The sequence below is a fragment of the Cupriavidus sp. 10L45 genome (assembly GCF_056395225.1).
Window position 1 is genome coordinate 153526 of sequence record NZ_JBFTJC010000005.1, and the last position, 23057, is coordinate 176582.

General features: G+C 68.0%; 17 protein-coding genes. 6 read left to right on the top strand and 11 right to left on the bottom strand.

The window, feature by feature from the left end; translation table 11 throughout:
• Positions 1-87: 87 nt before the first annotated feature.
• A complete protein-coding gene (locus AC1DFU_RS10785) occupies positions 88-990 on the top strand; it encodes a LysR family transcriptional regulator (protein WP_092292503.1) in 903 nt (300 codons plus the stop codon).
• Positions 991-1009: 19 nt separating this feature from the next.
• Here AC1DFU_RS10785 and AC1DFU_RS10790 read toward each other — a convergent pair whose 3' ends face one another.
• The 3 genes from AC1DFU_RS10790 to AC1DFU_RS10800 are packed head-to-tail and all read right to left on the bottom strand — an operon-like array spanning position 1010 to position 3687.
• Positions 1010-2185: a vWA domain-containing protein gene (locus tag AC1DFU_RS10790; protein WP_441592025.1), complete on the bottom strand. Its 1176-nt coding sequence runs from the start codon at positions 2183-2185 to the stop codon at positions 1010-1012.
• Between the two features lie 27 nt (positions 2186-2212).
• On the bottom strand, positions 2213-2803 hold the full coding sequence (locus AC1DFU_RS10795; RefSeq protein WP_092292507.1) for a GNAT family N-acetyltransferase: 591 nt from the start codon (positions 2801-2803) through the stop codon (positions 2213-2215).
• 5 nt (positions 2804-2808) lie between these two features.
• Positions 2809-3687: an AAA family ATPase gene (locus AC1DFU_RS10800; protein WP_092292509.1), complete on the bottom strand. Its 879-nt coding sequence runs from the start codon at positions 3685-3687 to the stop codon at positions 2809-2811.
• A gap of 352 nt (positions 3688-4039) precedes the next feature.
• Here AC1DFU_RS10800 and AC1DFU_RS10805 point away from each other — a divergent pair, with 352 nt between their 5' ends.
• Positions 4040-4387: a c-type cytochrome gene (locus tag AC1DFU_RS10805; RefSeq protein WP_092292511.1), complete on the top strand. Its 348-nt coding sequence runs from the start codon at positions 4040-4042 to the stop codon at positions 4385-4387.
• Between the two features lie 22 nt (positions 4388-4409).
• A complete protein-coding gene (locus AC1DFU_RS10810; protein WP_369823396.1) occupies positions 4410-4808 on the top strand; it encodes a c-type cytochrome in 399 nt (132 codons plus the stop codon).
• 89 nt (positions 4809-4897) lie between these two features.
• On the opposite strand, the gene aroG is transcribed toward AC1DFU_RS10810, so the two are convergent.
• The 4 genes from aroG to AC1DFU_RS10830 all read right to left on the bottom strand — a co-directional run bounded on the left by aroG (position 4898) and on the right by AC1DFU_RS10830 (position 13221).
• Positions 4898-5977, bottom strand: a complete 1080-nt coding sequence (gene aroG, locus AC1DFU_RS10815; RefSeq protein WP_177219872.1) for a 3-deoxy-7-phosphoheptulonate synthase AroG — start codon at positions 5975-5977, stop codon at positions 4898-4900.
• Between the two features lie 438 nt (positions 5978-6415).
• Positions 6416-7876 (bottom strand): metalloprotease TldD, encoded by a 1461-nt coding sequence (tldD, locus tag AC1DFU_RS10820; protein WP_092292517.1) that lies wholly within the window; start codon positions 7874-7876, stop codon positions 6416-6418.
• A 68-nt stretch (positions 7877-7944) separates the two neighbouring features.
• The gene (locus tag AC1DFU_RS10825; RefSeq protein ID WP_441592029.1) at positions 7945-8802 is read right to left on the bottom strand and encodes a carbon-nitrogen hydrolase family protein; all 858 of its coding nucleotides are present in this window, start codon (positions 8800-8802) and stop codon (positions 7945-7947) included.
• Positions 8803-8838: 36 nt separating this feature from the next.
• Positions 8839-13221 (bottom strand): YhdP family protein, encoded by a 4383-nt coding sequence (locus tag AC1DFU_RS10830; RefSeq protein WP_441592031.1) that lies wholly within the window; start codon positions 13219-13221, stop codon positions 8839-8841.
• 208 nt (positions 13222-13429) lie between these two features.
• On the opposite strand from AC1DFU_RS10830, the gene glnE reads away from it, so the two are divergent.
• On the top strand, positions 13430-16297 hold the full coding sequence (glnE, locus tag AC1DFU_RS10835; RefSeq protein WP_477136691.1) for a bifunctional [glutamate--ammonia ligase]-adenylyl-L-tyrosine phosphorylase/[glutamate--ammonia-ligase] adenylyltransferase: 2868 nt from the start codon (positions 13430-13432) through the stop codon (positions 16295-16297).
• Between the two features lie 37 nt (positions 16298-16334).
• Positions 16335-16916, top strand: a complete 582-nt coding sequence (gene rrtA / locus AC1DFU_RS10840) for a rhombosortase (protein WP_092292525.1) — start codon at positions 16335-16337, stop codon at positions 16914-16916.
• Here rrtA and mprA read toward each other — a convergent pair.
• From mprA to AC1DFU_RS10860, 4 genes are all read right to left on the bottom strand, one after another.
• Positions 16913-18547, bottom strand: a complete 1635-nt coding sequence (gene mprA / locus AC1DFU_RS10845) for an MprA protease, GlyGly-CTERM protein-sorting domain-containing form (protein WP_092292527.1) — start codon at positions 18545-18547, stop codon at positions 16913-16915. The genes rrtA and mprA overlap by 4 nt on opposite strands.
• A gap of 78 nt (positions 18548-18625) precedes the next feature.
• On the bottom strand, positions 18626-19066 hold the full coding sequence (locus AC1DFU_RS10850) for a hypothetical protein (protein WP_092292529.1): 441 nt from the start codon (positions 19064-19066) through the stop codon (positions 18626-18628).
• 66 nt (positions 19067-19132) lie between these two features.
• Complete coding sequence (gene recN / locus AC1DFU_RS10855; RefSeq protein WP_092292531.1) at positions 19133-20923, bottom strand: DNA repair protein RecN; 1791 nt, start codon at positions 20921-20923, stop codon at positions 19133-19135.
• A 28-nt stretch (positions 20924-20951) separates the two neighbouring features.
• Positions 20952-21884, bottom strand: a complete 933-nt coding sequence (locus AC1DFU_RS10860) for an NAD kinase (protein ID WP_092292533.1) — start codon at positions 21882-21884, stop codon at positions 20952-20954.
• A gap of 101 nt (positions 21885-21985) precedes the next feature.
• Between AC1DFU_RS10860 and hrcA the strand changes: the two genes are divergently transcribed.
• On the top strand, positions 21986-23035 hold the full coding sequence (gene hrcA, locus AC1DFU_RS10865) for a heat-inducible transcriptional repressor HrcA (protein ID WP_092292535.1): 1050 nt from the start codon (positions 21986-21988) through the stop codon (positions 23033-23035).
• Positions 23036-23057 lie beyond the last annotated feature (22 nt).

The window sequence follows — 23057 nt, forward strand, 5'->3', positions numbered from 1 at the left end:
CGCGTGCGTGCAAGGGACTGGCAAACGAAATAAAATCCCCGGATCATTCCAATTGGTATTGAAGGAGTTAGATTTGGGAGGTGAAGCATGCGCCGCTTATGTCCGTCAATGACGGAGTTGCAGGCCTTCGAAGCGGCGGCGCGCCACAACAGCTTTACCGTCGCCGCACGTGAACTACACGTCACACAAGGGGCCGTGAGCAAGCAGGTGCGCAGCCTGGAGGCGTTTCTGGGCGTGGAATTGTTCGAGCGTGTCCGCCAGCGCCTGATGCTGACCGACGCGGGCGAGCGCTATCTGGAGCGCATCCGCCCCAGCCTCAACGAGATCGAGGCGGCCAGTGTGGAGTTGATCGCGCGACAGGGCCGCGGCGGCATCCTCCACATCGCCAGCATGCCTACGCTCGGCGCCAAGTGGCTGATACCGCGCCTGCCGCAGTTCTTCGCCCGGTATCCGGAAGTCACGCTGGAGTTCGTGCCCCATGCCCAGGGCTACGATTTTTCCCAGCCCGATCTCGATGCGGCGATTCGTTTTGGCGATGGTGTCTGGCCGGGGAGCCTGGCCGACTATATGACCGGGCGCGAGGTGCTGCCAGTCTGCCGGCCCGGCCTGCTGGCCCAGGAGCCCGACGGGGTGGCGCGCACGCCGGCGGTGCTGCTGGGCTACCCGCTGCTGCACCACACCACGGTGCCCGAGGCGTGGCCAGACTGGCTGTCCGAGCTGGGCGTCTCCACTCGCCAGGCCTGGAGCGGCGCGCGCTTCGACCAGTTCTCGCTGCTCACGCAGGCGGCGATGTCGGGGCTGGGCATCGCGCTGATTCCGCGCTGCCTGATCGAGGAGGAGTTGGCCACCGGCACGCTGGTGGTCGCCCATCCCGCGCGCGTGCTGGCGCGGAAAGGCTACTACCTGTGCTACCCGGAACAGAAGGCGCACCTGCCGGCGCTGCAGACGTTCCGGGCGTGGGTGATGGAAGGGGTGGACGTGGTGGCGTGAGGGGAAACGAGGGCCTGAACTACTTCGACAGCACCTTCATCGCCTGTTCCAGCCCGGCCAGCGTCACCGGATACATCCGGTTCTTCATGATCTGGTTGATCACCGTGATGGACTGGCGGTACTGCCACAGCCCCTCCGGCTCCGGATTGAGCCAGACAAAGCGCGGGAACTGCTCGATCATCCGGTTCAGCCACACCGCCCCGGCCTCGGGGTTGTTGTACTCGACCGAGCCGCCCGGCTGAAGAATCTCATAGGGGCTCATCGTGGCATCGCCGACGAAGATCACCTTGTAGTCGGGCGTGTACTTGTGGATCAGGTCCCAGGTGGCGATCTTCTCGGCGTGGCGGCGCCGGTTGTTCTTCCACACGTAGTCGTACAGGCAGTTGTGGAAGTAGTAGTACTCGAGGTGCTTGAACTCGGTCTTGGTGGCCGAGAACAGCTCCTCCACGCGCTTGATGTGGTCGTCCATCGAGCCGCCGACGTCCATCAACATCAGCACCTTGACCTTGTTGTGGCGCTCCGGCCGCAGCTTGATGTCCAGCAGCCCGGCGTTGGCGGCCGTGGAGTGGATGGTGTCGTCGAGGTCCAGTTCGGTGTCGGCCCCCTCGCGCGCGAAGCGGCGGAGGCGGCGCAGCGCCACCTTGATGTTGCGCGTGCCCAGTTCGACCTGGTCGTCGTAGTCCTTGTAGGCGCGCGACTCCCAGACCTTGATCGCGGTACGGTTGCCCTTGGACGGCCCGCCGATGCGGATGCCCTCCGGGTTATAGCCGCCATGGCCGAACGGCGAGGTGCCGCCCGTGCCAATCCACTTGTTGCCGCCCTCGTGCTTTTCCTTCTGCTCTTCCAGCAGCTGCTTCAGGCGTTCCATGAGCTTGTCCAGCCCGCCCATGGCCTCGATCTTGGCTTTTTCCTCGGCGGACAGTTCGCGCTCGAGCGTCTTCTGGAGCCAGTCGAGCGGAATGTCGCTCTTCCAGTCCACCAGACTCTCCACGCCCTTGAAATAGGCGGCGAAGGTCTGGTCGAATTTGTCGAAGTGCTTCTCGTCCTTGACCAGCGTCATGCGCGACAGGTAGTAGAACTCGTCGATCGACGGCGAGATGACCTGCGCGCGCAGGGCCTCCAGCATGGTCAGGTATTCCTTGACCGAGACCGGCAGCTTGGCGTGCCGCAGCGAGAAGAAGAAGTCGATCAGCATCGCATTTCCCTTAATTTCTGGCTGCGATCAGCGCGGCCGCTCGAGCTGGAACTGCAGATGCGCGCGCACGGTGGGCCATTCGCTGGCGATGATGGAGAACACCACCGTGTCGCGCAGCGAGCCGTCCGGCATGCGCGAGTGACTGCGCAGCACGCCATCCTGCTTGGCGCCCAGCCGGGCGATGGCGGCGCGGCTCTGGTGGTTCATCCAGTGCGTGCGGAATTCCACGGCGATGCAGTCGAGCGTCTCGAACGCGTGGCGCAGCAGCATCAGCTTGCATTCAGTGTTGAGCCCGGTGCGTTGCACGCGGCGCGCGTACCAGGTCGAGCCGATTTCCACGCGGCGGTTGGCACCGTCGACATTCATATAGGTGGTCATGCCGGCCAGCCGGCCGGCGGCGTCGCGCACGGCGAACGGCTGCATCAGGTCGCGCGCCTGGAGGTCCAGGCGGCGCCGGATCTCGGCCTCCATGCCTTCGGGCGTCGGCACGCTGGTGTACCAGAGCTGATGCAGTTCGCCATCGGCGGCGGCTTCGCGCAGGCCGGCAGCGTGGTCGGGCGAGAGCGGCTCGAGCGTGGCGTGGCGCCCGGTCAGCGTGACGGGTTGGACGAAAGCCATGCCGATCAGCGGTTCGCGCGGTTCATGAACACCAGGCGCTCGAACAGGTGCACGTCCTGCTCGTTCTTGAGCAGCGCGCCGTGCAGCGGCGGAATCGCGGCCTTGCGGTCGGGGCTGCGCAGCGCCTCGGCGGGAATGTCCTCGGCCATCAGCAGCTTGAGCCAGTCGATCAATTCGGACGTGCTCGGCTTCTTCTTCAGCCCCGGCAGGTTGCGCATCTCGTAGAACGCGTCCAGCGCGGCGGCCACCATCTCGCGCTTGATGCCCGGGTAGTGGACGTCCACGATCTGCTGCATGGTGTCCGCGTCGGGGAACTTGATGTAGTGGAAGAAGCAGCGGCGCAGGAAGGCGTCCGGCAGCTCCTTCTCGTTGTTCGAGGTGATGATGACCATCGGCCGGTGCCTGGCCCGGATCAGCTCGCGCGTCTCGTAGACGTAGAACTCCATGCGGTCCAGTTCGCGCAGCAGGTCGTTCGGGAATTCGATGTCGGCCTTGTCGATCTCGTCGATCAGCAGCACCACGGGCTCGTCGGCCTCGAAAGCCTGCCAGAGCACGCCCTTGACGATGTAGTTGCGGATGTCGTGGACCTTGTCATCGCCGAGCTGGGAGTCGCGCAGGCGCGACACCGCGTCGTACTCGTACAGGCCCTGCTGGGCCTTGGTGGTCGACTTGATGTGCCATTGCAACAACGGCATGCCCAGCGCGGCGGCCACTTCCTCGGCCAGCATGGTTTTGCCGGTGCCCGGCTCGCCCTTGATCAGCAACGGCCGCTGCAGCGTGCGGGCGGCGTTGACGGCCAGCTTCAGGTCATCGGTGGCAACGTACTGGGCGCTACCCTCGAAGCGTGTGGACGGGGACGGATTGGCGTTGGCGGGCGTGGACATGAGGCAACCTGTTTTAGGCGGAATGGGCCAGTATAAAAGCAGAAACCGATTCGCGTTTAGTGGGGGACACCCGGGGCTGGTCGTCTGGACTGCCACGTGCCGCCTGCGGTACAATGCGCCGGTTTGACGCGCCCCCAAAGTCAAGTTCCCACATGCCCGGCAGTCTGCCCGTTGTCATGCAGATCCCCCGGTGCCGGCAACAAGCGCGAGATGGTTGCAGAATGGTGTCAGAGCACCCGCGGCACATCCACAACGCTTTTCCGCGATTGCATCCCCACCCCCGTTCCTAAACCGTCTCCGGCCAGCAGGGCAGGTCACGCACGGTTTAACACTTCCCAATCATCTAAAGACAATGAAAAAGCTCCTCACGATGGTGGTGTTGGGCGCGGCCGCAACGGCTGCGCAGGCCCAGGACGCAAAGGGCAATGTGGACACTGCCAAGGACAAGGTTGCAATGTGCATTGGTTGCCACGGCATTCCGGGCTACCGTGCATCGTTCCCGGAGACATACGAAGTACCGATGCTGGGCGGCCAGACCGCCAAGTACATTGAAAACGCGCTCAAGAGCTATCAGAAGGGCGATCGCAAGCATCCGACGATGCGGGCGATTGCCGCGAGCCTCTCGGACAAGGACATTGCAGACGTGGCGGCCTACTACTCGCAGCAGAAGGCCGATACCAAGAACAACACGCTGAAGTAAGAGGCTCAGAGACATGAAGACGCTGATGACGCTGAACAAGCTCCGATTTGCGGTGGGCGCGCTCGTGCTGGGCGCTGCCACCCTCCCGGCCGCCGCCGCCGACATCGCCGCCGGCAAGGCGCTGGTGGAGAAGGGCGCCTGTGTGGCCTGCCACGGTGCGGGCCTGAACGCCCCGATTACGCCCGACTATCCCAAGCTGGCTGGCCAGCATGCGGACTACCTCTACCACGCGCTGGTGTCCTACCAGATCAGCGGCAACCCGCAGGTGGGTCGTACCAACGCGATCATGGCTGGCCAGGTCAACGCCAACCCGGCCGTGACCGACAAGGCCGGCAAGCCGCGCCCGTTCACGCGCAAGGAGTTGAAGGACATCGCCGCGTATATCGAGTCGCTGCCCGGCGACCTGGTACTGAAGAAGTAAGTCCCCACGCGGGGATGTAAAAAAAGCCGCTTCCGAGGAAGCGGCTTTTTTGTTGCGCCGGCGCTGAAGCTGGAGCGCCCGCAGAGGCTTCAGTTGCCGCTGCCGGTCACCAGGCGGCGCTGCTTCACCGCATTGGCCAGGGTTTCGAGCACGGTCACGGAGTCGTCCCAGCCGATGCAGGCATCGGTCACGGACTGGCCGTAGGTCAGGTTCTCCACCGGGGTGCCCTGCACGTGGTCCTGGCGGCCGCCCACGAGGTGCGACTCCACCATCACGCCGACGATGCGCTGGTCGCCCCCGCCGATCTGGCGGCCGATGTCCTCGCAGACCGGGATCTGGTTCTCGTGCTTCTTGCTGCTGTTGGCGTGCGAGGCATCGACCATCAGCCGCGCGGCAAGACCCGCCTTCGAGATGGCGTCGCACGCTTCCTGCACGCTGGCGGCGTCATAGTTCGGCGTCTTGCCGCCGCGCAGGATGATGTGGCAGTCCTCGTTGCCGGACGTCGACACGATGGCCGAGTGGCCGCCCTTGGTCACCGACAGGAAATGGTGCGGCTGCGAAGCGGCCTTGATCGCATCGACGGCGATCTTGACGTTGCCATCGGTGCCGTTCTTGAAGCCCACCGGGCACGACAGCCCCGACGCCAGCTCGCGGTGCACCTGCGATTCCGTGGTCCGGGCGCCGATCGCGCCCCAGCTGACCAGATCGGCAATGTACTGCGGGCTGATCATGTCGAGGTACTCGGTGCCCGTCGGCACGCCCAGCTCGCTGATGTTCAGCAGCACTTCGCGCGCGGTACGCAGGCCGTCGTTGATCTTGAAGCTGCCGTCCATGTGCGGGTCGTTGATCAGCCCCTTCCAGCCCACCGTGGTGCGCGGCTTCTCGAAATAGACCCGCATCACCACTTCCAGCTCGTTGGCGAAGCGGTCGCGCTGCACCTTGAGCATCTTGGCGTATTCCAGCGCGGCACGGGTGTCGTGGATCGAGCAGGGTCCGATGATGACGATCAGGCGGTCGTCCATGCCGTGCAGGATGCGATGCATGGCCTGGCGGGCACCGTAGATCACGTCGGACGCTGCCTCCGAGCAGGCGAACTCGCGGATCAGGTGCGCGGGCGGCAACAGTTCCTTGAGTTCGCGAATACGCAGGTCGTCGGTGTTCTTCAACATGATGGCTCCGGGTCTTTGTGAGGTCGTTAGTCTGGTGGTGGGTTGCGACGCGGACGTGGCGGGGATAAAAAAAGCCGCCAGGTTCGCTGGCGGCTTTTTCTGAATTTCGGGCTACTTACAACTGTCCCTCTCCATCCGCCAGCGGTGCGAGATCGCTAAAAAAGTAAAAGTAAAACTTGGCGGACATGGCGGTGTTTCGGGTCAGCTTGTGTCGGAATCTGGGTGATGCGTCGAATTTATGCTGTGGTGCGCGATGAAAAGGCATTTAATTGCGCGGCCATCGGTCAAATCATGGCTCGCAATCGCCACACGCCCGACAACGAAGCATCTTTATATCGCTTTTCAAGATCGATGGCAAGCGTCAATCGCGTGGAATCGCAACAGATTTCGCCAAAAAACGGCAGGCCGCCGCCATCGATCCCGGGTCCGTCACAGACTTCAGGCGGTGCCGCCCACGGTCATGTTCTCGATCCGCAGCGTCGGCTGGCCCACGCCCACCGGCACGCTCTGGCCTTCCTTGCCGCACACGCCCACGCCCGAGTCCAGGCGCATGTCGTTGCCGATCATGGTCACGTCCTTGAGCGATTCGGGGCCGTTGCCGACCAGCGTGGCGCCCTTGACCGGCGTGGTGATCTTGCCATCCTCGATCAGGTAGGCCTCGCTGGCCGAGAACACGAACTTGCCGTTGGTGATGTCCACCTGGCCGCCGCCGAAGTTCACCGCGTACAGGCCGCGCTTCACGCTGGCGATGATCTCCGCCGGGTCCTTGTCGCCGTTGAGCATGTAGGTGTTGGTCATGCGCGGCATCGGCAGGGCGGCGTAGCTCTCGCGGCGGGCGTTGCCGGTGACCGGCATCTTCATCAGGCGCGCATTGAGCGTGTCCTGGATGTAGCCGCGCAGGATGCCGTCCTCGATCAGCGTCGTGCATTGCGTCGGGTTGCCCTCGTCGTCGAGGTTCAGCGAACCGCGCCGGTTGGCCAGCGTGCCGTCATCGACGACGGTCACGCCCTTGGCCGCCACGCGCTCGCCCATGCGCCCAGCGAAGGCCGACGAGCCCTTGCGGTTGAAGTCGCCCTCCAGCCCGTGGCCGACGGCCTCGTGCAGCAGCACGCCGGGCCAGCCCGGGCCGAGTACCACGGTCATCGCGCCGGCCGGGGCGGGGCGCGCCTCCAGGTTCACCAGCGCCGACGCCACGGCTTCATCCACATACTTGGCCAGCAGTTCGTCGGTGAAGTAGCCGTAGGCGTAGCGGCCACCGCCGCCCGAGGAACCCACCTCGCGCCGCCCGTTCTGCTCGGCGATCACCGTGACCGACACGCGCACCAGCGGACGCACGTCGGCGGCGATCACGCCGTCGCTGCGTGCCACCAGCACCACGTCATATTCGCCGGCCAGCCCGGCCATGACCTGCACCACGCGCGGGTCCTTGGCGCGCGCCATCTTCTCGATGCGCTCCAGCAGCGCCACCTTCTCGGTGGCGGTCATCGAATCGAGCGGATCGTTCGGCGTATAGAGGTTGCGCCCGGTCTGGGAGGCCAGCGCGCCGGCCACCTTCACGCGGCCGCTGCCGCTCTTGCCGATGGTGCGCGTGGCCGCCGCAGCCTGCGACAGCGCCGGCAGGCTGATGTCGTCCGAATAGGCGAACGCGGTCTTGTCGCCGGATACGGCGCGCACGCCTACGCCCTGGTCGATGCTGAAGCTGCCCGACTTGACGATGCCTTCCTCCAGGCTCCACGCCTCATTGCGCGTGTACTGGAAGTACAGGTCGGCATAGTCGACCTTGTGCGTGAAGATGTCGGCCAGCACGCGCTGGAGCTTGGCCTCGTCGAGCCCATACGGCGCCAGCAGCAGTTGCTGCGCCGTGGCCAGGTTGCGGATTCCGAGATCACCGGCGTTCATGATTGTCCTTTCAGCATTCATTGAAGCCGGCACGGGCCGGCTTCAGATCGTAGTCGTTGGGGTAGATGCTACAGCACCCGATGGCGCAGCGCCGGCAGGTTCTGGCGGACTTCCGCCAGCCGCGCCGGGTCGATCACGCCGGCCACCACGCCTTCGCCCTCGGGTAGCACGCCAAGCACCTCGCCCCACGGATCGACCAGCATCGAGTGGCCCCACGTGCGGCGGCCGTTTTCGTGCTTGCCGCCCTGTGCGGCAGCCAGCACATAGCACTGGTTTTCGATCGCCCGGGCGCGCAGCAGGATCTCCCAGTGCGCCTGGCCCGTGGTGTAGGTGAAGGCGGCCGGCATCAGAATCAAGCTCGTGCCGCCGCCGGCGGCCAGATGGCGGTACAGCTCGGGGAAGCGCAGGTCGTAGCAGACCGACATCGCCACGCGTCCGCACGGCGCCTCGAAGGCCACCGGCTCGGTCCCGGCCAGGATGGTGCGGGACTCGTCGTAGCTTTCGGTGCCCTTGGTAAAGCCGAACAGATGGATCTTGTCGTAGCGCGCCACGCGCTCGCCGCGCGGGTCGAAGGCGAGCGAGGTGTTGTAGACCCGGCCTGCGTCGCCGCAGTGCAGCGGCAGCGTGCCGCCCACCAGCCAGATCCGGTGGCGTCGCGCGGCATCGGCCAGGAATTGCTGCACCGGCCCGTCGCCGTCCTGCTCGCGAATCGCGACCTTGTCGGTCTCCTGCCGGCCCATCATGCCGAAGTACTCGGGCAGCAGCACCAGTTCGGCACCGCCGCGCACGGCTTCGGCGATCAGCGCGTCGGCGCGGACGAGATTGGCATCGAGCGATGTGCCCGTCACGGTCTGCACGGCGGCGACGCGGAACGGGGCCGAAGGTGTGGCGGAAGGTGTGGCTGAAGGCGGGGCGGAAGCGGTCATCGTGGGGCGTCCTGTGTCTGGGCGGCCAGCCGGTTCCTAGCGAAGGAACTCGGTCGCGCGGTCCTGGATCGACGGCTGTCGGGGCTTATTGTCCTCCACTTTCGTGATCTTGGGATCGGCCCACGATCCGGACACGTGATAGTGCAGCGTGAACACCTTGGAGAACTCGTCCGCGAACAGCAACTGGGCGGCCAGCGTGCCGATGCCGAGCACCGGATTGATGAACGCGGCCGCCACCGAGGTAGTCGTGGCGTTGATGCGCGGCACCACCGAGACCTGGAGGTCCTGGGTCTCGCGCAGCAGGTTGGCCGTGCCGCTCATCGACGCCATCATCTGGCTGCTCTTGAGCTGGAATTCGTCGATCTTGCCGACGCCGTTCTCGATCGTGCCGCTGCCGGTCAGGTCGTCGAAGACCACGCCCCGGTTGGACAGGCTGCGGAAATCGAGCGTCGCGAACTTCAGCAGGCTTTGCAGGCTCAGCACGCCCAGCAGGCGCGCGGCGCCCGGCTCCACGCTGAGGATCTGGCCATTTTCCAGTTTCAGCGAGAGCCGGCCGGACAGCGACGGGTAGTCGATCGACAGCGGCGAGCCGCGCCACGCGATGCGGCCTTCGAACGCGCCCTTGCCGTCGCGCAGCGTGTGCGCCATGCCCATGCGGTCCAGTACGTCGCCGGCGTCGCGGATGTCGAGCTTGAAGTTCAGCAGCGTGCGGCGGCCCTCGGTGGGAGAGGCGTTGCCGCTCGCCACGGCATCGCGCAGGCGGCGCGGTACGCGCCAGGTGCCATTGCCGGTCAGCGTGGCGCCCGGCTGTTCGATGGTGAGGTTGTCCAGCGTCCAGACTGGCTCGTTGCCGGCGTGGCTGGTGTGCGCCTTGACTTCCAGCTTGCCGAAGTCCTTGCCGCGCAGGATGAACTTGTCCGCCACGAGGTCCAGGGCGGGCAGTTCCTCGATATTGCGGGCCATGGTGTCGACGGCATGGCCGTCATCGGCGGCTTCGGGGATGTCCAGCCGCGACAGCCGCACGGACAGCGCGCCGGACGGCGTGTTGGCATCGCGCCGCCATTGCGCCGTGCCGGCGATCTGGCGCGAGGTCATCTGCGCGTTCCAGCCGCTGCCTTCGCGGGTGGCGTCGAGCGAGACGTCGTCGAGGCTGCGTCCGAAGGCATCGAGCGCCTTGGCGCGCACGGTCACGCGCTCGGGCAGGAAGGGCGAGTTGCGATCGACGTTGTTCGGGTTGTCGCGGCCCGGCGCGGCCGGCGATGGCGCCGTGTCGCCCAGCGCGTTGCGCCAGGCATCGACGTCGAACCGCTCGGCGGTCAGTGCGGCCGTGACGCCGGTCGCCGGCTGAGGCGCCGGCTGGCCCACGCCGATGCCGCCCGAGATGACCTCCAGGCCCTCGGCGCCGCGCCGCAGGACATAGCGCGCCGCCACCGCGTTGCCAAGTTGCACGGTCAGATCGTCCTGCCCGGCGCGGGCCGCCGCCGTGGCGGGACGCAGGTCGAAACGCAGCGGCATTTCCTGCGCAGCCGTCTTGACCAGCGGCGCCGGCAGGTTCAGCGCCATGCCGACGAGGCTGGAACCCACCTGGATCTGGAGATGCTTGTCGCGGATGCCGATCTCGGCGTTGTAGGCGGTGGCGCCTTCCATATGCGTGCCCGCGCTGCTGCCCGCCGCGGCCAGCGCGTCGCGCAGGCCGGCCGCCGTGGCGGTGCCGCCCACGGTCACGCGCGTGGTGCCGTCGGACTGGGTGCCGCCCCCGATCCGCGTCTCGCCGCCAAGGAAGCGGCCGCGCACGTTATCGAGCCGGAAGCCGTGCTCGTTGAAGGCCACCACGCCGGTCGCGCCGTAGAGCGTGGGCAGTTCCGGGAACAGCGTCACATCGTTGCCGGGGAAGCGGAACTGGCCGTCGACCTTGGTGCCGGCTGCGTGATGCAGCGGCAGGTCGAGTTTCAGCTTCAGGTCGCCCTGACCGGGTGCGTGTGAGTTTTCCGTCACGTTTCCGGTCCAGCCCTTGACCGGGGTATTGGCGATGAAGCGCAGGAAGCTCTGCACCGGCCCGTTGGCCATGCCATCGATCATCAGGTGGCCGTGGTCGCTCAGATCGTCGATGCGGCCGTTGACGTTCTGCAGCACCACGCCCGGCACGCCGCGCACTGCCGCGCGCTTGGCCAGGAAGGTCAGGCTGCCGCGCTCGAACATCACATTGCCCTGGATGTCGGTGAAGTCGGGCCAGGCCGTGCCGGCGTTGGCATTGCTATTTCCGTTGCCATTGGTCTTGCCGTGGCCGTTGCCATTACTGTTGCCGGTCACGCCACCATTCACGTTCGGCCCGGTCTCGTGCGGGGCCACCTGGTAGCTCACGTTCTGCACCGGAATCTCGGCGCGGAAGTCGCCCGCCTTCTGGAACGGGGGATGGAACGGGAAGTGGGCCAGGTCGCCCTTGATCAGGAACTTGGCGCCGGTGGCCTCACCGCCGACCAGCGCGCCGCCCAGGTAATGGCGCGTGCTGGGCAGCGTCAGCGGCAGGTAGCGGACGATGCGGTTGGCCAGGGCGCGGTCCAGTTCGCCCGAAATATCGGCGATGCCGCCATGGCCGTCGCCGCCGGCGTGCCAGCCGCCGCGCACCGTGCCGGCCGTGTCGGCGTTGGCAAAGCGCACGCCATCCGTGTGCACCGCGAGCTTGCCGGACTCCTGCGTCCAGCGGATCTCGCCGCGCAGTTCGTCGAACGGGATGCGCGGCTCCTCGAACACGCCCGGGAACATCAGCGCGGCATCGGTGCTGTCCACGCGCGCGGTGCCCTGGCGGTCATCGAAACTGAAATTGCCCGAAATCTGGGCGAAGCCGGGCGTGCCGGCGCGGGGCAGGCCATCGGCAGCCATGGCCGGCACGGCCGGCTGGCTGTTCACCGAAACCTTGCGCAGCGTGCCCTGCACGGCGTAGTGGGATGCCCCCGGGGCGCGTGACAGCATCCCGGCGCGGTCGCGCGACCACGCCACGTCGAGGTTGTCGATATGGCCGGCCGGCTGGAGCGCGCGCAGTTGGCGTAGCAGCGCGGTGTCCAGCGGCAGGGAGGTGGCGAGCGCGCGCACCGTGTTCAGGTCGAACGTGGGCGCCTTGAGCGCGAACTTGCGCAGTTCGCCCTGGTTGTCGCGGGTCCAGTTCACGGTGACCTTGCGCATGCCTTCGCGCCAGGACGTATCGGCGCTCGAAGGCGGCCCGGCCAGCGGCTCGGGCTGCCAGAGCAGGGTGTCGATGGTCAACTGGTGGTTGCCGGCACGGTCGCCCTTGTGCAGCAGCAGCGCTTGCGCGTTGGCCAGCTTCAGCGGCTCGGCGGCGCCGGCCAGCTGCAGGTCCACGCCCGTGGCGCGCATCCGCATCTGGCTGCCGATCAGGTGGCCTTCGCGGAAATCGACCGACCCGGACGTGCTGAAGACGCCGCTGTCCACGTGGTCGAAGATGGCGAGGTAGCGCTGCACCACCGGCAGCTGCATCTGGCTGAAGTCCCAGTTGGCCTGGCCGGTCCAGTGGCGCCAGTCGCCGGTGGCGCGCAGGTAGTCGTGACGCAGCGCGGCCTGGAAGACCAGTGGCTGGGGCGCCAGCGAGGCGCTGCGTGCCTCCAGCCGGACCGTGTGCTGGGCGCCGTTGCGGTGCGCGGTGAAATGGATGTCGGCCACGTCCAGTTGCGGCAGGCGGGCCTTTTCGTCGAGCCAGCGCAGGTTGCCGCTCATCAGCTCGATATGGCCCTGGGCCAGCAGCCAGTTCAGGAACGGATCGTCATTGGTCGTGGACGGGTGCGCCTCGATCGGCACGCCGGCCACCAGCAGGCGGCCCTCGGGCGTGCGGCGCACGAGCACATCGGTGCGCTCGGCCATCAGGCTGGCGAACTGCAGGGTCAGCGCCGGCACGGAATGCCAGGAGAGCTTGCCGTCGAGGGTGCCGGCGGAGAGCAGCACGCGCTGCTGGCTGTCCACGGCGCGCACGTTGCGCGCGCGGAACGCCGGATGCCAACCGTCCCAGAATGTATCCAGCTCGCCGATGGTCAATTGGGCGGTCAATGCCGCCGAGCCTTGCTGCTCCAGCCACTGGCGCGCAGTATGGGCCTGCGGCCACAGCACGAAGCGGATCAGCAGCACCGCCACCACGGCGAGTGCGGCCAGCGCCAGCACGATGCGCACCAACATCCGCCAGAGCCGGGGCCAGACCGGATGCACGACGCCGGCACACAGCGCGCGCCAGCCGCTATGGGCGGCCGCACGCAGCCGCGCACCCACGCCGGACGCCACGCTGGGCGCGGGTGCGGAGGAGGATTGAGAAGCCTGGGAAGCCTGCCCGGCGGTGGCGGCGGACGCCTCGGCAGCGGCGCTGGCGGACGTTGAACCGTCGGCGGGCGCGGCAGGGGCGGCGGGGCGTCTGGACATGCGCAGATTATCCGACAATACTAGCCGCTCTCCAAAGTGGTCGATAAGGGTGCGTTGTTGCGCCACCGCGTATCGCCACGGCGCCTGCCCGCATTGCAAAGTTACTGGAATGACTGTCCCTGATCCGACGAGTTCCGCCGCGGGCGCCGCCCCGGCTCACCCCCTTCCCACCGAGGCGCCGGATGCGCCGCCTGGACCCATCGGCAACATGGTCGAAGGGGCCTATGCCACGGTGATGGCCAGGGAGTTACCCGCCACGGATTCCAATGCCGCCGGCGAGGGCGACGTATTGTACTCGGGGCAGGCCTCCCATTACGCCCGCCGCGTGCTCCAGGCGCGCCCCGAACTGGCCGCCGTGGTGGCCGATGCCGCCCGGGCGCCCCTGACGCGTGCGTGGATGGAGTCGCGGCTGCAGGCGCTCCACGCCCCGTCCGCCGATGCCGAAGCCGCCGCCGCCCAGGCGCTGCGCCGGCTGCGGGCCGAAGTCATGTGCGTGGTAATCGAGCGCGACCTGCGCGGGCTGGCCCCGCTCGGCGAGATCACGGGGGCGATGACCGACCTCGCCGAACTCGGCATCCAGTTCGGCCTGCGCGTGCTCGGCGACGACCTGGCCGCCACCTACGGCCGGCCCACCGGCGCCCAGAGCGGCGAGGTGCAGGAACTGGTGGTGGTGGGCATGGGCAAGCTGGGCGGGCGCGAACTCAACGTCTCGTCAGATATCGACCTGATCTTTCTTTATGACGAGGATGGCGATACCCAGGGCGGGGCGCGCAGCCTCTCGAACCACGAATATTTCATCCGAGTGGGGCGGCGCCTGATCAACCTGCTGTCCGAGGTGACCGCCGACGGCTACGTGTTCCGCGTGGACATGCGGCTGCGGCCCAATGGCGATGCCGGCCCGCTGGTGTGCAGCCTGGGCATGCTCGAGGAATACCTCGTCGTGCAGGGCCGCGAGTGGGAGCGCTACGCGTGGATCAAGGGCCGCGTGGTGTCCGCGCTGGACACGCCGCACGCCACGCGCACCGCCGCGCTGCTGGGCCGGCTGACCACGCCGTTCGTGTTCCGGCGCTACCTCGACTATGGCGTGATCGCCGCCATCCGCGCGCTGCACGCCCAGATCCGTGCGGAAGCGGCCAAGCGCAGCGGCGGGCTGGCCGGCCACGGCGTGAACCAGCGCTCGTTCAATATCAAGCTCGGGCGCGGCGGCATCCGCGAGATCGAGTTCATGGCGCAGGTGTTCCAGTTGATCCGCGGCGGCCAGGACCCCGCGCTGCGCGTGCGGCCGACGCTCGAAGTCCTCGACGTCGCCGTGGCCCGCAACCTCCTCCCGGCGGGGCAGGCCGAGCAGTTGGCCGATGCCTACCGCTTCCTGCGCCAGCTGGAACACCGCCTGCAATACCGCGACGACGCCCAGACCCACCACCTGCCGACCAGCGAGGATGAACAGCTGGCCGTGGCGCGGATGATGGGCTACGAGGACTGGCCTGCGCTGGTCGCCCAGATGGATGGGCTGATGGCGCCCGTGGCGCAGCAGTTCGAAGCCACTTTCGCCGATCCGTTCAGCGACCCGGACGCGCCGCAGTGCGAGGCGCTCTGGCCCGAGATCGTGCGGGAAGGGCAGGGCTCGCGGCCCACGCAGGACGGTCCGGACGAGACCGATCCCGAGTCCTCGCCATGCCAGCGCCTCCAGGCGGCCGGCTTCAGCGACTGCACCGGCCTCTACGACCGCCTGCGCGCCATCGCCACCTCGGTGCGCTACCGCGCGTTGTCCGAGTCGAGCCGGGCGCGCTTCGACCAACTGGTCAACCGCGCGCTCGACCTCGCCAACAAGCAGGACGATGCCGACAGCACCATCGCCCGTTTCCTCGATTTTCTCGATGCGATCAGTCGGCGAGCCTCGTATCTTTCGCTGCTGTCCGAGTACCCGCAGGCGATGGATCGCGTCGCCCAGACGCTGCATGCTTCGCGCTGGGCGGCGGCCTACCTGACGCGCCATCCGCAACTTCTGGACGAACTGCTCGATAGCGAGGCCCTGGCGAGCGCGCCGGACTGGCCCGCCTTCCGTGCCCGCGTGGCCGAGCGCCTGCAGGTGGCGCACGGGCAGGTCGAGATGCAGATGGACATCCTGCGTCGCGAGCACCATGCCGAGACCTTCCGGATCCTGCTGCAGGACCTGCACGGCCTGCTAACGGTGGAGCAGGTGGCCGACCGTCTCTCCGATCTGGCCGATGCGATGCTCGAAGTCACGCTCGGGGCGGTCTGGGCCCAGTTGGCCACGCGCCACACCGAGACACCGCGCTTCGCGGTCATCGCCTACGGGCGGCTGGGTGGGAAGGAGCTGGGCTATGCGTCCGACCTCGACATCATCTTTCTTTATGACGATGACCACGAGCGCGCGCCTGACGTCTACGCAGCCTACGCTCGCCGCCTGATCACATGGCTCACGAGTCACACGGCGGCCGGGATGCTGTTCGACGTGGACATGCGGCTGCGGCCCAACGGCGCGGCGGGGCTGCTCGTGACGAGCTTCGACGCGTTCCGGCGCTACCAACTGCGCGAGGGCGACAACACGGCCTGGGTCTGGGAGCATCAGGCGCTCACGCGGGCGCGCTGGTGCGCCGGCGACAGCGAGATCGGCGCGCGCTTCGAAGCACTGCGCGAAGAGGTGCTGCGCCAGCCGCGCGACGCCGCCGCGCTGCGCGACGAAATCGTGCAGATGCGTGCCAAGGTGGCCGAGGGCCATCCCAACCCCATGCCGCTGTTCGACCTCAAGCACGACCGGGGCGGCATGGTCGACATCGAATTCACGGTGCAGTACCTCGTGCTGCTGCACAGTGGCGCGCATCCGTCGCTGACCGGGAACAAGGGCAATATCGCGCTGTTGCGCATGGCCGGCGAGTTGGGTTTGATCGACAAGACCGTCGCTGTGGCCGTGGGCGATGCCTACCGGCTATTCCGCGCACGCCAGCACAAGCTGCGGCTCGATGGCCAGGACCAGGCGCGCGTGCCGCCGGCGTCCGTGGCGGAGCAGGCCACGCAGGTGCGAGCCCTGTGGAGCGCAGTCTTCGGTGAGTAGTTCGGCCCCGCCCCAGCCCGACCACGGCTGGCCGGCCATGCTGGCGACCATCGCCGGTGTGGCCGGGGTGGCCGCGCTGTTCACCTTCGTCCCCTGGCTGCACGCCCACGGGCTGTACCTGCGCGATGCCGTGCGGCTGGACGGCCAGTGGTGGCGCCTGGCCACGGCAATGTGGGTCCATCTGGACTGGCGCCACTATCTGGTCGACTTGGCCGCGGCCGCAGGCTTGCTGCTGCTGGCCGGCCGCGCCACCCGCATCCGCGAGATGCTGGCCGTGCTGGTCATCAGCGGGCTGGCCGTGCAGGTGGCCTTGCTAAGAATCCCCTCGGTCGGCTGGTACGGCGGGCTCTCCGGCGCGCTCCACGGCCTGGCCCTCTGGACCGGCCTGCGCCTGCTGCAAGCCCCAGGCGTCTCGCGCGTGATCGGCGTCATCACCTGCCTGGTGGTGATCGGCAAAGTCTGGACCGAGCAGTCCTGGCTCGCCGCTCTCGTCTTCGACCCCTCCTGGGGCTTCAGCATCGTCCGCGCGGCCCACGCAGCCGGCGCAATCGCCGGGCTGGCGTGCTGGGTCCTGCAGGAATGGTGGCGCACGCGGCGCGGGAATGACGCGGGGCGCTAGCGAACCCGCCGCCGCATCCCAAATCCCACCACCCCAATTCCCAGCAACACCACCGCGCTCCAGGGCGCGATGGCCCCACCGCCACCACCACCGCCTCCGCTATCCGAGGCCACCGGCGCGGGGGCGGGGGTTGCCGTGGCGGCCGGGTTCGCGGCGGCCACCAGCGCGCCGTCGGCGTCCAGCAATCCTGCGCCGCATTTGCCGACGTTGGCACTGGCCGTGCAGTAGGTATTGGCGGGATGGGCGCGCGCGGAGCTTTTCAGGCCAGCGGTGACCTGGGCTGGCGTCAGCGCGCCGTTGACCGCGAACATCATCGATACCACGCCGGAGACCATCGGCGCGGCGAAGCTGGTGCCGGCCGAGTTGCTGATGACGAAGTTGCCGGCGGTGGTCGTGCCGGAATTGCTCAGCGTGCGGATCAGCGACGAGCCGCCGGGCGTGGAGCAGGTGGGTGTGTTGCCGACCATGACCACGCGCGAGTTGCCGCAGCCGCCGCCCGGGGCGCTCAGGGCGACCTGCGGGCCGACGTTGGCGAAGCTGGCGTTCTCGCCATCGTTCGCGTGAGCGGTGACGGCGATGACGCCGGTGCAGTCGGCGGGGGCTTCCACGGCACCGGCCGAATTGCCGGCTGCGGCCACGACCACTACGCCGGCGGCGTTCAGGTCGTTGACGGCCTGCTGTTCGATGGACGAGCAGCTGCCGCCGCCCAGGCTGATATTGACGACCTTGGCGGGCGTCGGATTGGCCGGCACGCCGGGCACGGCGAGCCCGCCGGCCCAGCGCATGCCATCGACCGTATCGGACAACAGCGCGCCGCAGCGGCCCGAGACGCGCACCGGCTGGATCCGCGCGGCCCAGTCCACGCCGGCGATGCCCACGCCGTTGTTGGTCAGCGCGCCCAGCACGCTGGCCACGCGCGTGCCGTGCCACGTGCTGTTGGCCTGTCCGCTGCCGTCCTGACACGTCTGGCCGGCCGGCACGAAATCGCCCGGATCGATCGGATCGCTGTCGCGGCCATCGCCGTCATTGGAGACGGCGGTGGTGCTGATGAAGTCGTAGCCAGGCACGAGCCGGTCGATCAGGTCGGGGTGGGGCAGGTAGCCGGTGTCGACTACGGCCACCACGATGCTGGCGTTGCCGCGCGAGCGGTCCCAGGCGCGTGTGAGGTTGGCGGCGCCCACGACCTGGCTCGGCAGGGCCATATAGGTCTGGGCGCTGGCGAATTCGGGGTCGTTGGGAATGGAGTCGTGCAGGCGCAGCCAGCGGTCGGGCACCGCATCGGCGATGCGCGGGTCCTGGCGCAGCCGCTTCGCCACCGTTTCGGGGTTGTCGCCCTTGGTGTCGGTCACGCTCATCAGTTGCAGCGTGCCCGCCATCGACCGCTTCACGCCGAGCGCCAGGCCCGTGTTGGCCTCCACGTTGCGCATCTGGGTGGACATCTGGGTGGAGGTGGCGGGCTGGCTGCCGTCCCGCCAGCGCACGATGTAGTTGCCCGTGTAGACCGGCGCGGCCCGCGCTCCGGCGGCGCCCTGCGCGGTCGCCGGCAGGCTCCAGCAGGCGGCTACCGCCAGCAGTGCGGCGGACAGCCCTTGGGCGGCGCGACGGCCGCGCTTCAGCGTGTGGTGTGGCATCTACGACTCCTGGGGGCGTTGGTAGTGCGATGCGAACTGCTGAACTGCTGAGCTACAACCTACAGGAAAACGGGCGCTTTATTGCGCAGGCATGTCCCGGCTGGTGGGCATGGTGCGATGCGGCTTGAGCGTGCGGTCCGACGTGGCCGATTCCACGCGCGGCGCGGCCTGGAGCGTGGTCACGGCCTGCTCGAGCGTGATGTCGGGCGCGGCCGTGATGGCGGTGACCAGCCACACGCCACCGGACATCGGCCGCTTCACCACGTACCGCACCGGGCCCTCGATCGTCGCCAGCAGCTTGCCGGCATCCTCGGACACCATCACCTCGGGTGGCGTGAACTTGACGAGGATGTCGCCGATGGCGCGGTCGTCGGTGATGCTGCCGCGCGGCGGGGCGAACGATTTCGACTCCGACGCGCAGCCCGAGACGGCGCCCAGCGATGCCAGCGAAGCAGCGGCGGCCAGCGCCATCGCCAGGACCTTGCGGCGGGGGTGTTGCGGGGACTGACCAGCGGTCATGGGGCGAAGCTCCTGAAATCTGTATCTATATATATAGTGGGATGCGGACGTGGCGACGGTGCGGCTTTAGCCAGCAGCCCGGCGCGGGCGGCGCGAGCCCCCTTCGCGCGGGGTGGTGCTGGCCTGGTTGGCCGCAGGACTCGCGGCCAGTTCCGCAGCGCGTGCCCCTTGCGCCAGCATCTCCTGCGCGTGTTGCGTCGTCGTGGCGGTCACCGTGGCCCCGCCCAGCATGCGCGCGGTCTCGTTGACACGGCCCTCGGTGTCGAGCACGCGGATCCTGGACCGCGTGACGGCGGCCCGGGCCTTCGTGGCGTCGGCCGTCTCCTTGCTGACCAGCAGGTGCGTGCCGGCCTGCGCCGCCACCTGCGGCAGGTGGGTCACGCAGAGCACCTGCCGCGCGCGGCCCAGTTCCTGCAGGCGCCGGCCCACCACCTCGGCCACGGCGCCGCCGATGCCGGTATCCACCTCGTCGAAGATCAGCGTGGGCGTGGGCGCGGCTTCGCTCGTGATGACGGAGATGGCGAGGCTGATCCGCGCCAGTTCGCCGCCGGACGCCACCTTGGCCAGCGGGCGGGCCGTCACGCCGGCATGGCCGGCGACGAGGAATTCCACCTGCTCCAGCCCGTGGCTCTGGCCTTCGGCCTCGTCGAGCGGGTTCAGCGCCACCACGAAGGTGCCGCCGGCCATCGACAAGCCCTGCATGGCGTCCGTGACCGCGCCGGACAACGCCTTGGCAGCGGTCTTGCGTGCGGCGGACAGGTGCCGCGCCAGCGTCAGGTAGGCGGCGCGCGCGGCGGCCTCGCGGGCCAGCACCTTGTTGAGGTCTTGCGCGGACTGCAGGTCGTCGAGTTGCTGGCGGCGGGCCAGTAGTTCGTCCGGCAGTTGCTCCGGCGGCAGGCGATACTTGCGCGCCGCCGTGTGCAGTGCCTGCATGCGCGCTTCCACGGCCTGCAGGCGTTCCGGATCGAGTTCGAGCCGGTCGACGTAGCGCGTCAGCGAATGCGCGGCTTCCTCGACCTGCACCTGCGCCGGTTCCAGCGCGGCGAGCACGTCGCGTAGCGCGGGATCGACATCGGCCAGTTGCTGGATGCGGTGCACCACGCTGTTGAGCACGGACAGCACGGCGCCATCGGCCTCGGACAACGCGTCCAGCGCGGCGCGGCTGCCGTCGATCAGGCCGGCCGCGTGCGAGAGGCGGTTGTATTCGCCCTGGATCTCTTCCCACTCGCCCGCCTGCGGCGCCAGCTTGTCGAGTTCGCCAACCTGCCATTCCAGGCGCTCGCGTTCGAGCTGCATTTCGCGCGATTGCGACTCCACGGCTTCGCGCTGGCGCACGCAGGCGCGCCAGGCCCGCCACGCCTCCGCCACCGCGCCGGCCTGTTCGGTCAGGCCTGCGTGGGCGTCGAACAGGTGGCGCTGGGCGTCCGGGCGGAGCAGTAGCTGATGGGCGTGCTGGCCGTGGATGTCGACAAGCTGGTCGCCCACCTCGCGCAACTGGGTCAGCGTGGCCGCCGTGCCGTTGATGAACGCCTTGCTGCGCCCGCCCGCATCGACGGTGCGGCGCAGCAGCACGGTGCCTTCGCCGTCCAGGCCGGTTTCGTCGCCGGACAGTTCGCGCTCGGCCAGCCAGGCGTCCAGCGCCGCGTGCGTGCCGAAGGTGGCGCTGATGCTTGCGCGGGTGCTGCCTTCGCGCACCACGCCGGCGTCGGCGCGTTCGCCGAGCACCAGGGCCAGTGCATCGATCAGGATGGACTTGCCGGCGCCGGTCTCGCCGGTGAAGACGGTGAAGCCGGTGGTGAAGTCGAGGTCGAGCGTATCGACGATGACGAAATCGCGGATGGACAGGCTGCGGAGCATCGTGGCCTTGGGGGGAGTGGGGGCCGGCTCAGAGCCGGTTGTCCTCGGTCGGGTATTCGTGCCAGTGCAGCTTCTTGCGCAGCGTGGCGTAGTAGTTGTAGCCCACCGGATGCAACAGGGTCACGGTCTTGCTGGAGCGGCGCACGACGATCCGGTCGCCCTGCAGCAGCGAGGTCAGAGACTGCATGTCGAAATTGGCGCTCGCGTCGCGCGCGGTGGCCACCTCGATCGTCACTTCGGCGTCGTGCGGCAGCACGATCGGGCGATTGGACAGCGCGTGCGGAGCAATTGGCACCAGTACCAGCCCAGACAGCGTAGGATGCAGGATCGGTCCGCCGGCGGCCAGCGCGTAGGCGGTGGAACCGGTGGGCGTGGAGACGATCAGGCCGTCCGAACGCTGGTTGTACATGAAATAGCCGTCCACCGAGACGGCCAGCTCGACCATGCCGGAAATGCCCGAGCGGTTGACCACCACGTCGTTGAACGCCAGCGCGGAGAAGATCACGCCGTCGTCACGGATCACGCGGGATTCCAGCAGCATGCGGGTCTCGGCCTCGTAGCGGCCGGCCAGCATCTCGGGCAGGGCGCGCGTCACGTCTTCGAGCGGGATGTCGGTCATGAAGCCCAGCCGGCCATGGTTCACGCCGATCAGCGGCACATTGAGCCCGGCCAGCTGGCGGGCCAGGCCCAGCAGCGTGCCGTCGCCGCCGAGCACCACGGCCACGTCGGCCTCGCGCCCGATCTCGTCGGCCGAGAAGACGGGGTAGCCGGAGAGGCCGGTCGCCTGCGCGGTTTCGCGCTCGAACACCACGTCCTGGCCGTTGCGCGAGATGACGGCGGCCAGTTCCTCGAGCGGGCCCTCGATGCCGGCGGTCGCGTACCGGCCGACCAGGGCAACGGTCTGGAACGCGGCGCGGGGCGCGGCGGCGGGGGCGATGGCTGGGTTCTGGGGGGCAGACATGCCGGGATTAGACCATACCGCCGTGACCATTGTCAGTAGGCGGGCACGCACCGGTGCGAAGCCCGCCCGAACCGGGGAAAGTTGTTTAAAATCGGGGCACTATGGACGAACGTTCGAAAACGCTTCTCAAGACCCTGATCGAGCGCTACATCGCCGAAGGCCAGCCCGTGGGCTCGCGCACCCTGTCCAAGTACTCGGGTCTCGATCTCTCGCCGGCGACCATCCGCAATGTGATGTCCGACCTCGAGGAAATGGGGTTCATCGCCAGCCCGCATACGTCGGCCGGCCGGATTCCCACGCCGCGCGGATACCGGCTGTTTGTCGATTCGATGCTCACGGCGCGCCCGCTGGAGGGCGGCACCATCGAGATGACCGCCGAACTGGCCGCGCTGACCGGCCAGATCCAGGGCCAGCTGGGCGGACAGCAGCTGGGGCCGCAGCGGATGATCACGGCCGCCGCGCATACGCTGTCGAACCTCTCCCGCTTTGCCGGCGTGATCATGACGCCGCGCCGGGGCCAGTCGTTCCGCCAGGTGGAGTTCATGCGCCTGTCGGAGAAGCGCATCCTGCTGATCATCGTCAGCCCCGAGGGCGACGTCCAGAACCGCATCATCCAGACCGAACTGCCGTACACCCCCGCCCAGCTGATCGAGGCGGCCAATTTCTTCAATTCCCACTACGCCGGCATGAGTTTCGATGCCGTGCGCAGCCATCTGCGCGTGGAATTGCAGGACATCCGCCGCGATATGTCAGCGCTGATGCAGGCCGCCGTGGAGGCGGGCAGCAGCGCCATGGCCGAGGATGACGACCAGGTGTTCATCTCCGGCGAGCGCAAGCTGCTCGAGGTGGAAGACCTGTCGTCCAGCATGGACAAGCTGCGCCGGCTGTTCGATGTCTTCGAACACAAGACCAACCTGCTGCAGCTGCTCGATGTCTCGAGCCACGCGCAGGGCGTGCAGATCTTCATCGGCGGCGAAAGCCAGCTCGTGCCGCTCGAAGACATGGCCGTCATTACCGCGCCCTATGGTGTCGATGGGCAGATCGTCGGCACGCTCGGCGTGATCGGCCCGACGCGGATGGCCTATGAACGGGTCATCCCGATCGTCGACATCACCGCGCGGCTGCTCTCGAGCGCGCTCTCCCAGAACTGATGGCAGCTTGCGGGCACGCCAC

What these genes read in the sequence shown, in the direction of transcription:
- hrcA (WP_092292535.1), top strand. Translation starts at nt 21,986, where the DNA reads ATGGACGAACGTTCGAAAACGCTTCTCAAGACCCTGATCGAGCGCTAC.
- AC1DFU_RS10805 (WP_092292511.1), top strand. Translation starts at nt 4,040, where the DNA reads ATGAAAAAGCTCCTCACGATGGTGGTGTTGGGCGCGGCCGCAACGGCT.
- AC1DFU_RS10790 (WP_441592025.1), bottom strand. Translation starts at nt 2,185, where the DNA reads ATGCTGATCGACTTCTTCTTCTCGCTGCGGCACGCCAAGCTGCCGGTC.
- tldD (WP_092292517.1), bottom strand. Translation starts at nt 7,876, where the DNA reads ATGAACGCCGGTGATCTCGGAATCCGCAACCTGGCCACGGCGCAGCAA.
- AC1DFU_RS10800 (WP_092292509.1), bottom strand. Translation starts at nt 3,687, where the DNA reads ATGTCCACGCCCGCCAACGCCAATCCGTCCCCGTCCACACGCTTCGAG.
- mprA (WP_092292527.1), bottom strand. Translation starts at nt 18,547, where the DNA reads ATGCCACACCACACGCTGAAGCGCGGCCGTCGCGCCGCCCAAGGGCTG.
- AC1DFU_RS10860 (WP_092292533.1), bottom strand. Translation starts at nt 21,884, where the DNA reads ATGTCTGCCCCCCAGAACCCAGCCATCGCCCCCGCCGCCGCGCCCCGC.
- rrtA (WP_092292525.1), top strand. Translation starts at nt 16,335, where the DNA reads ATGCTGGCGACCATCGCCGGTGTGGCCGGGGTGGCCGCGCTGTTCACC.
- AC1DFU_RS10785 (WP_092292503.1), top strand. Translation starts at nt 88, where the DNA reads ATGCGCCGCTTATGTCCGTCAATGACGGAGTTGCAGGCCTTCGAAGCG.
- AC1DFU_RS10850 (WP_092292529.1), bottom strand. Translation starts at nt 19,066, where the DNA reads ATGACCGCTGGTCAGTCCCCGCAACACCCCCGCCGCAAGGTCCTGGCG.
- AC1DFU_RS10830 (WP_441592031.1), bottom strand. Translation starts at nt 13,221, where the DNA reads ATGTCCAGACGCCCCGCCGCCCCTGCCGCGCCCGCCGACGGTTCAACG.
- recN (WP_092292531.1), bottom strand. Translation starts at nt 20,923, where the DNA reads ATGCTCCGCAGCCTGTCCATCCGCGATTTCGTCATCGTCGATACGCTC.
- AC1DFU_RS10825 (WP_441592029.1), bottom strand. Translation starts at nt 8,802, where the DNA reads ATGACCGCTTCCGCCCCGCCTTCAGCCACACCTTCCGCCACACCTTCG.
- AC1DFU_RS10795 (WP_092292507.1), bottom strand. Translation starts at nt 2,803, where the DNA reads ATGGCTTTCGTCCAACCCGTCACGCTGACCGGGCGCCACGCCACGCTC.
- aroG (WP_177219872.1), bottom strand. Translation starts at nt 5,977, where the DNA reads ATGTTGAAGAACACCGACGACCTGCGTATTCGCGAACTCAAGGAACTG.
- glnE (WP_477136691.1), top strand. Translation starts at nt 13,430, where the DNA reads ATGGTCGAAGGGGCCTATGCCACGGTGATGGCCAGGGAGTTACCCGCC.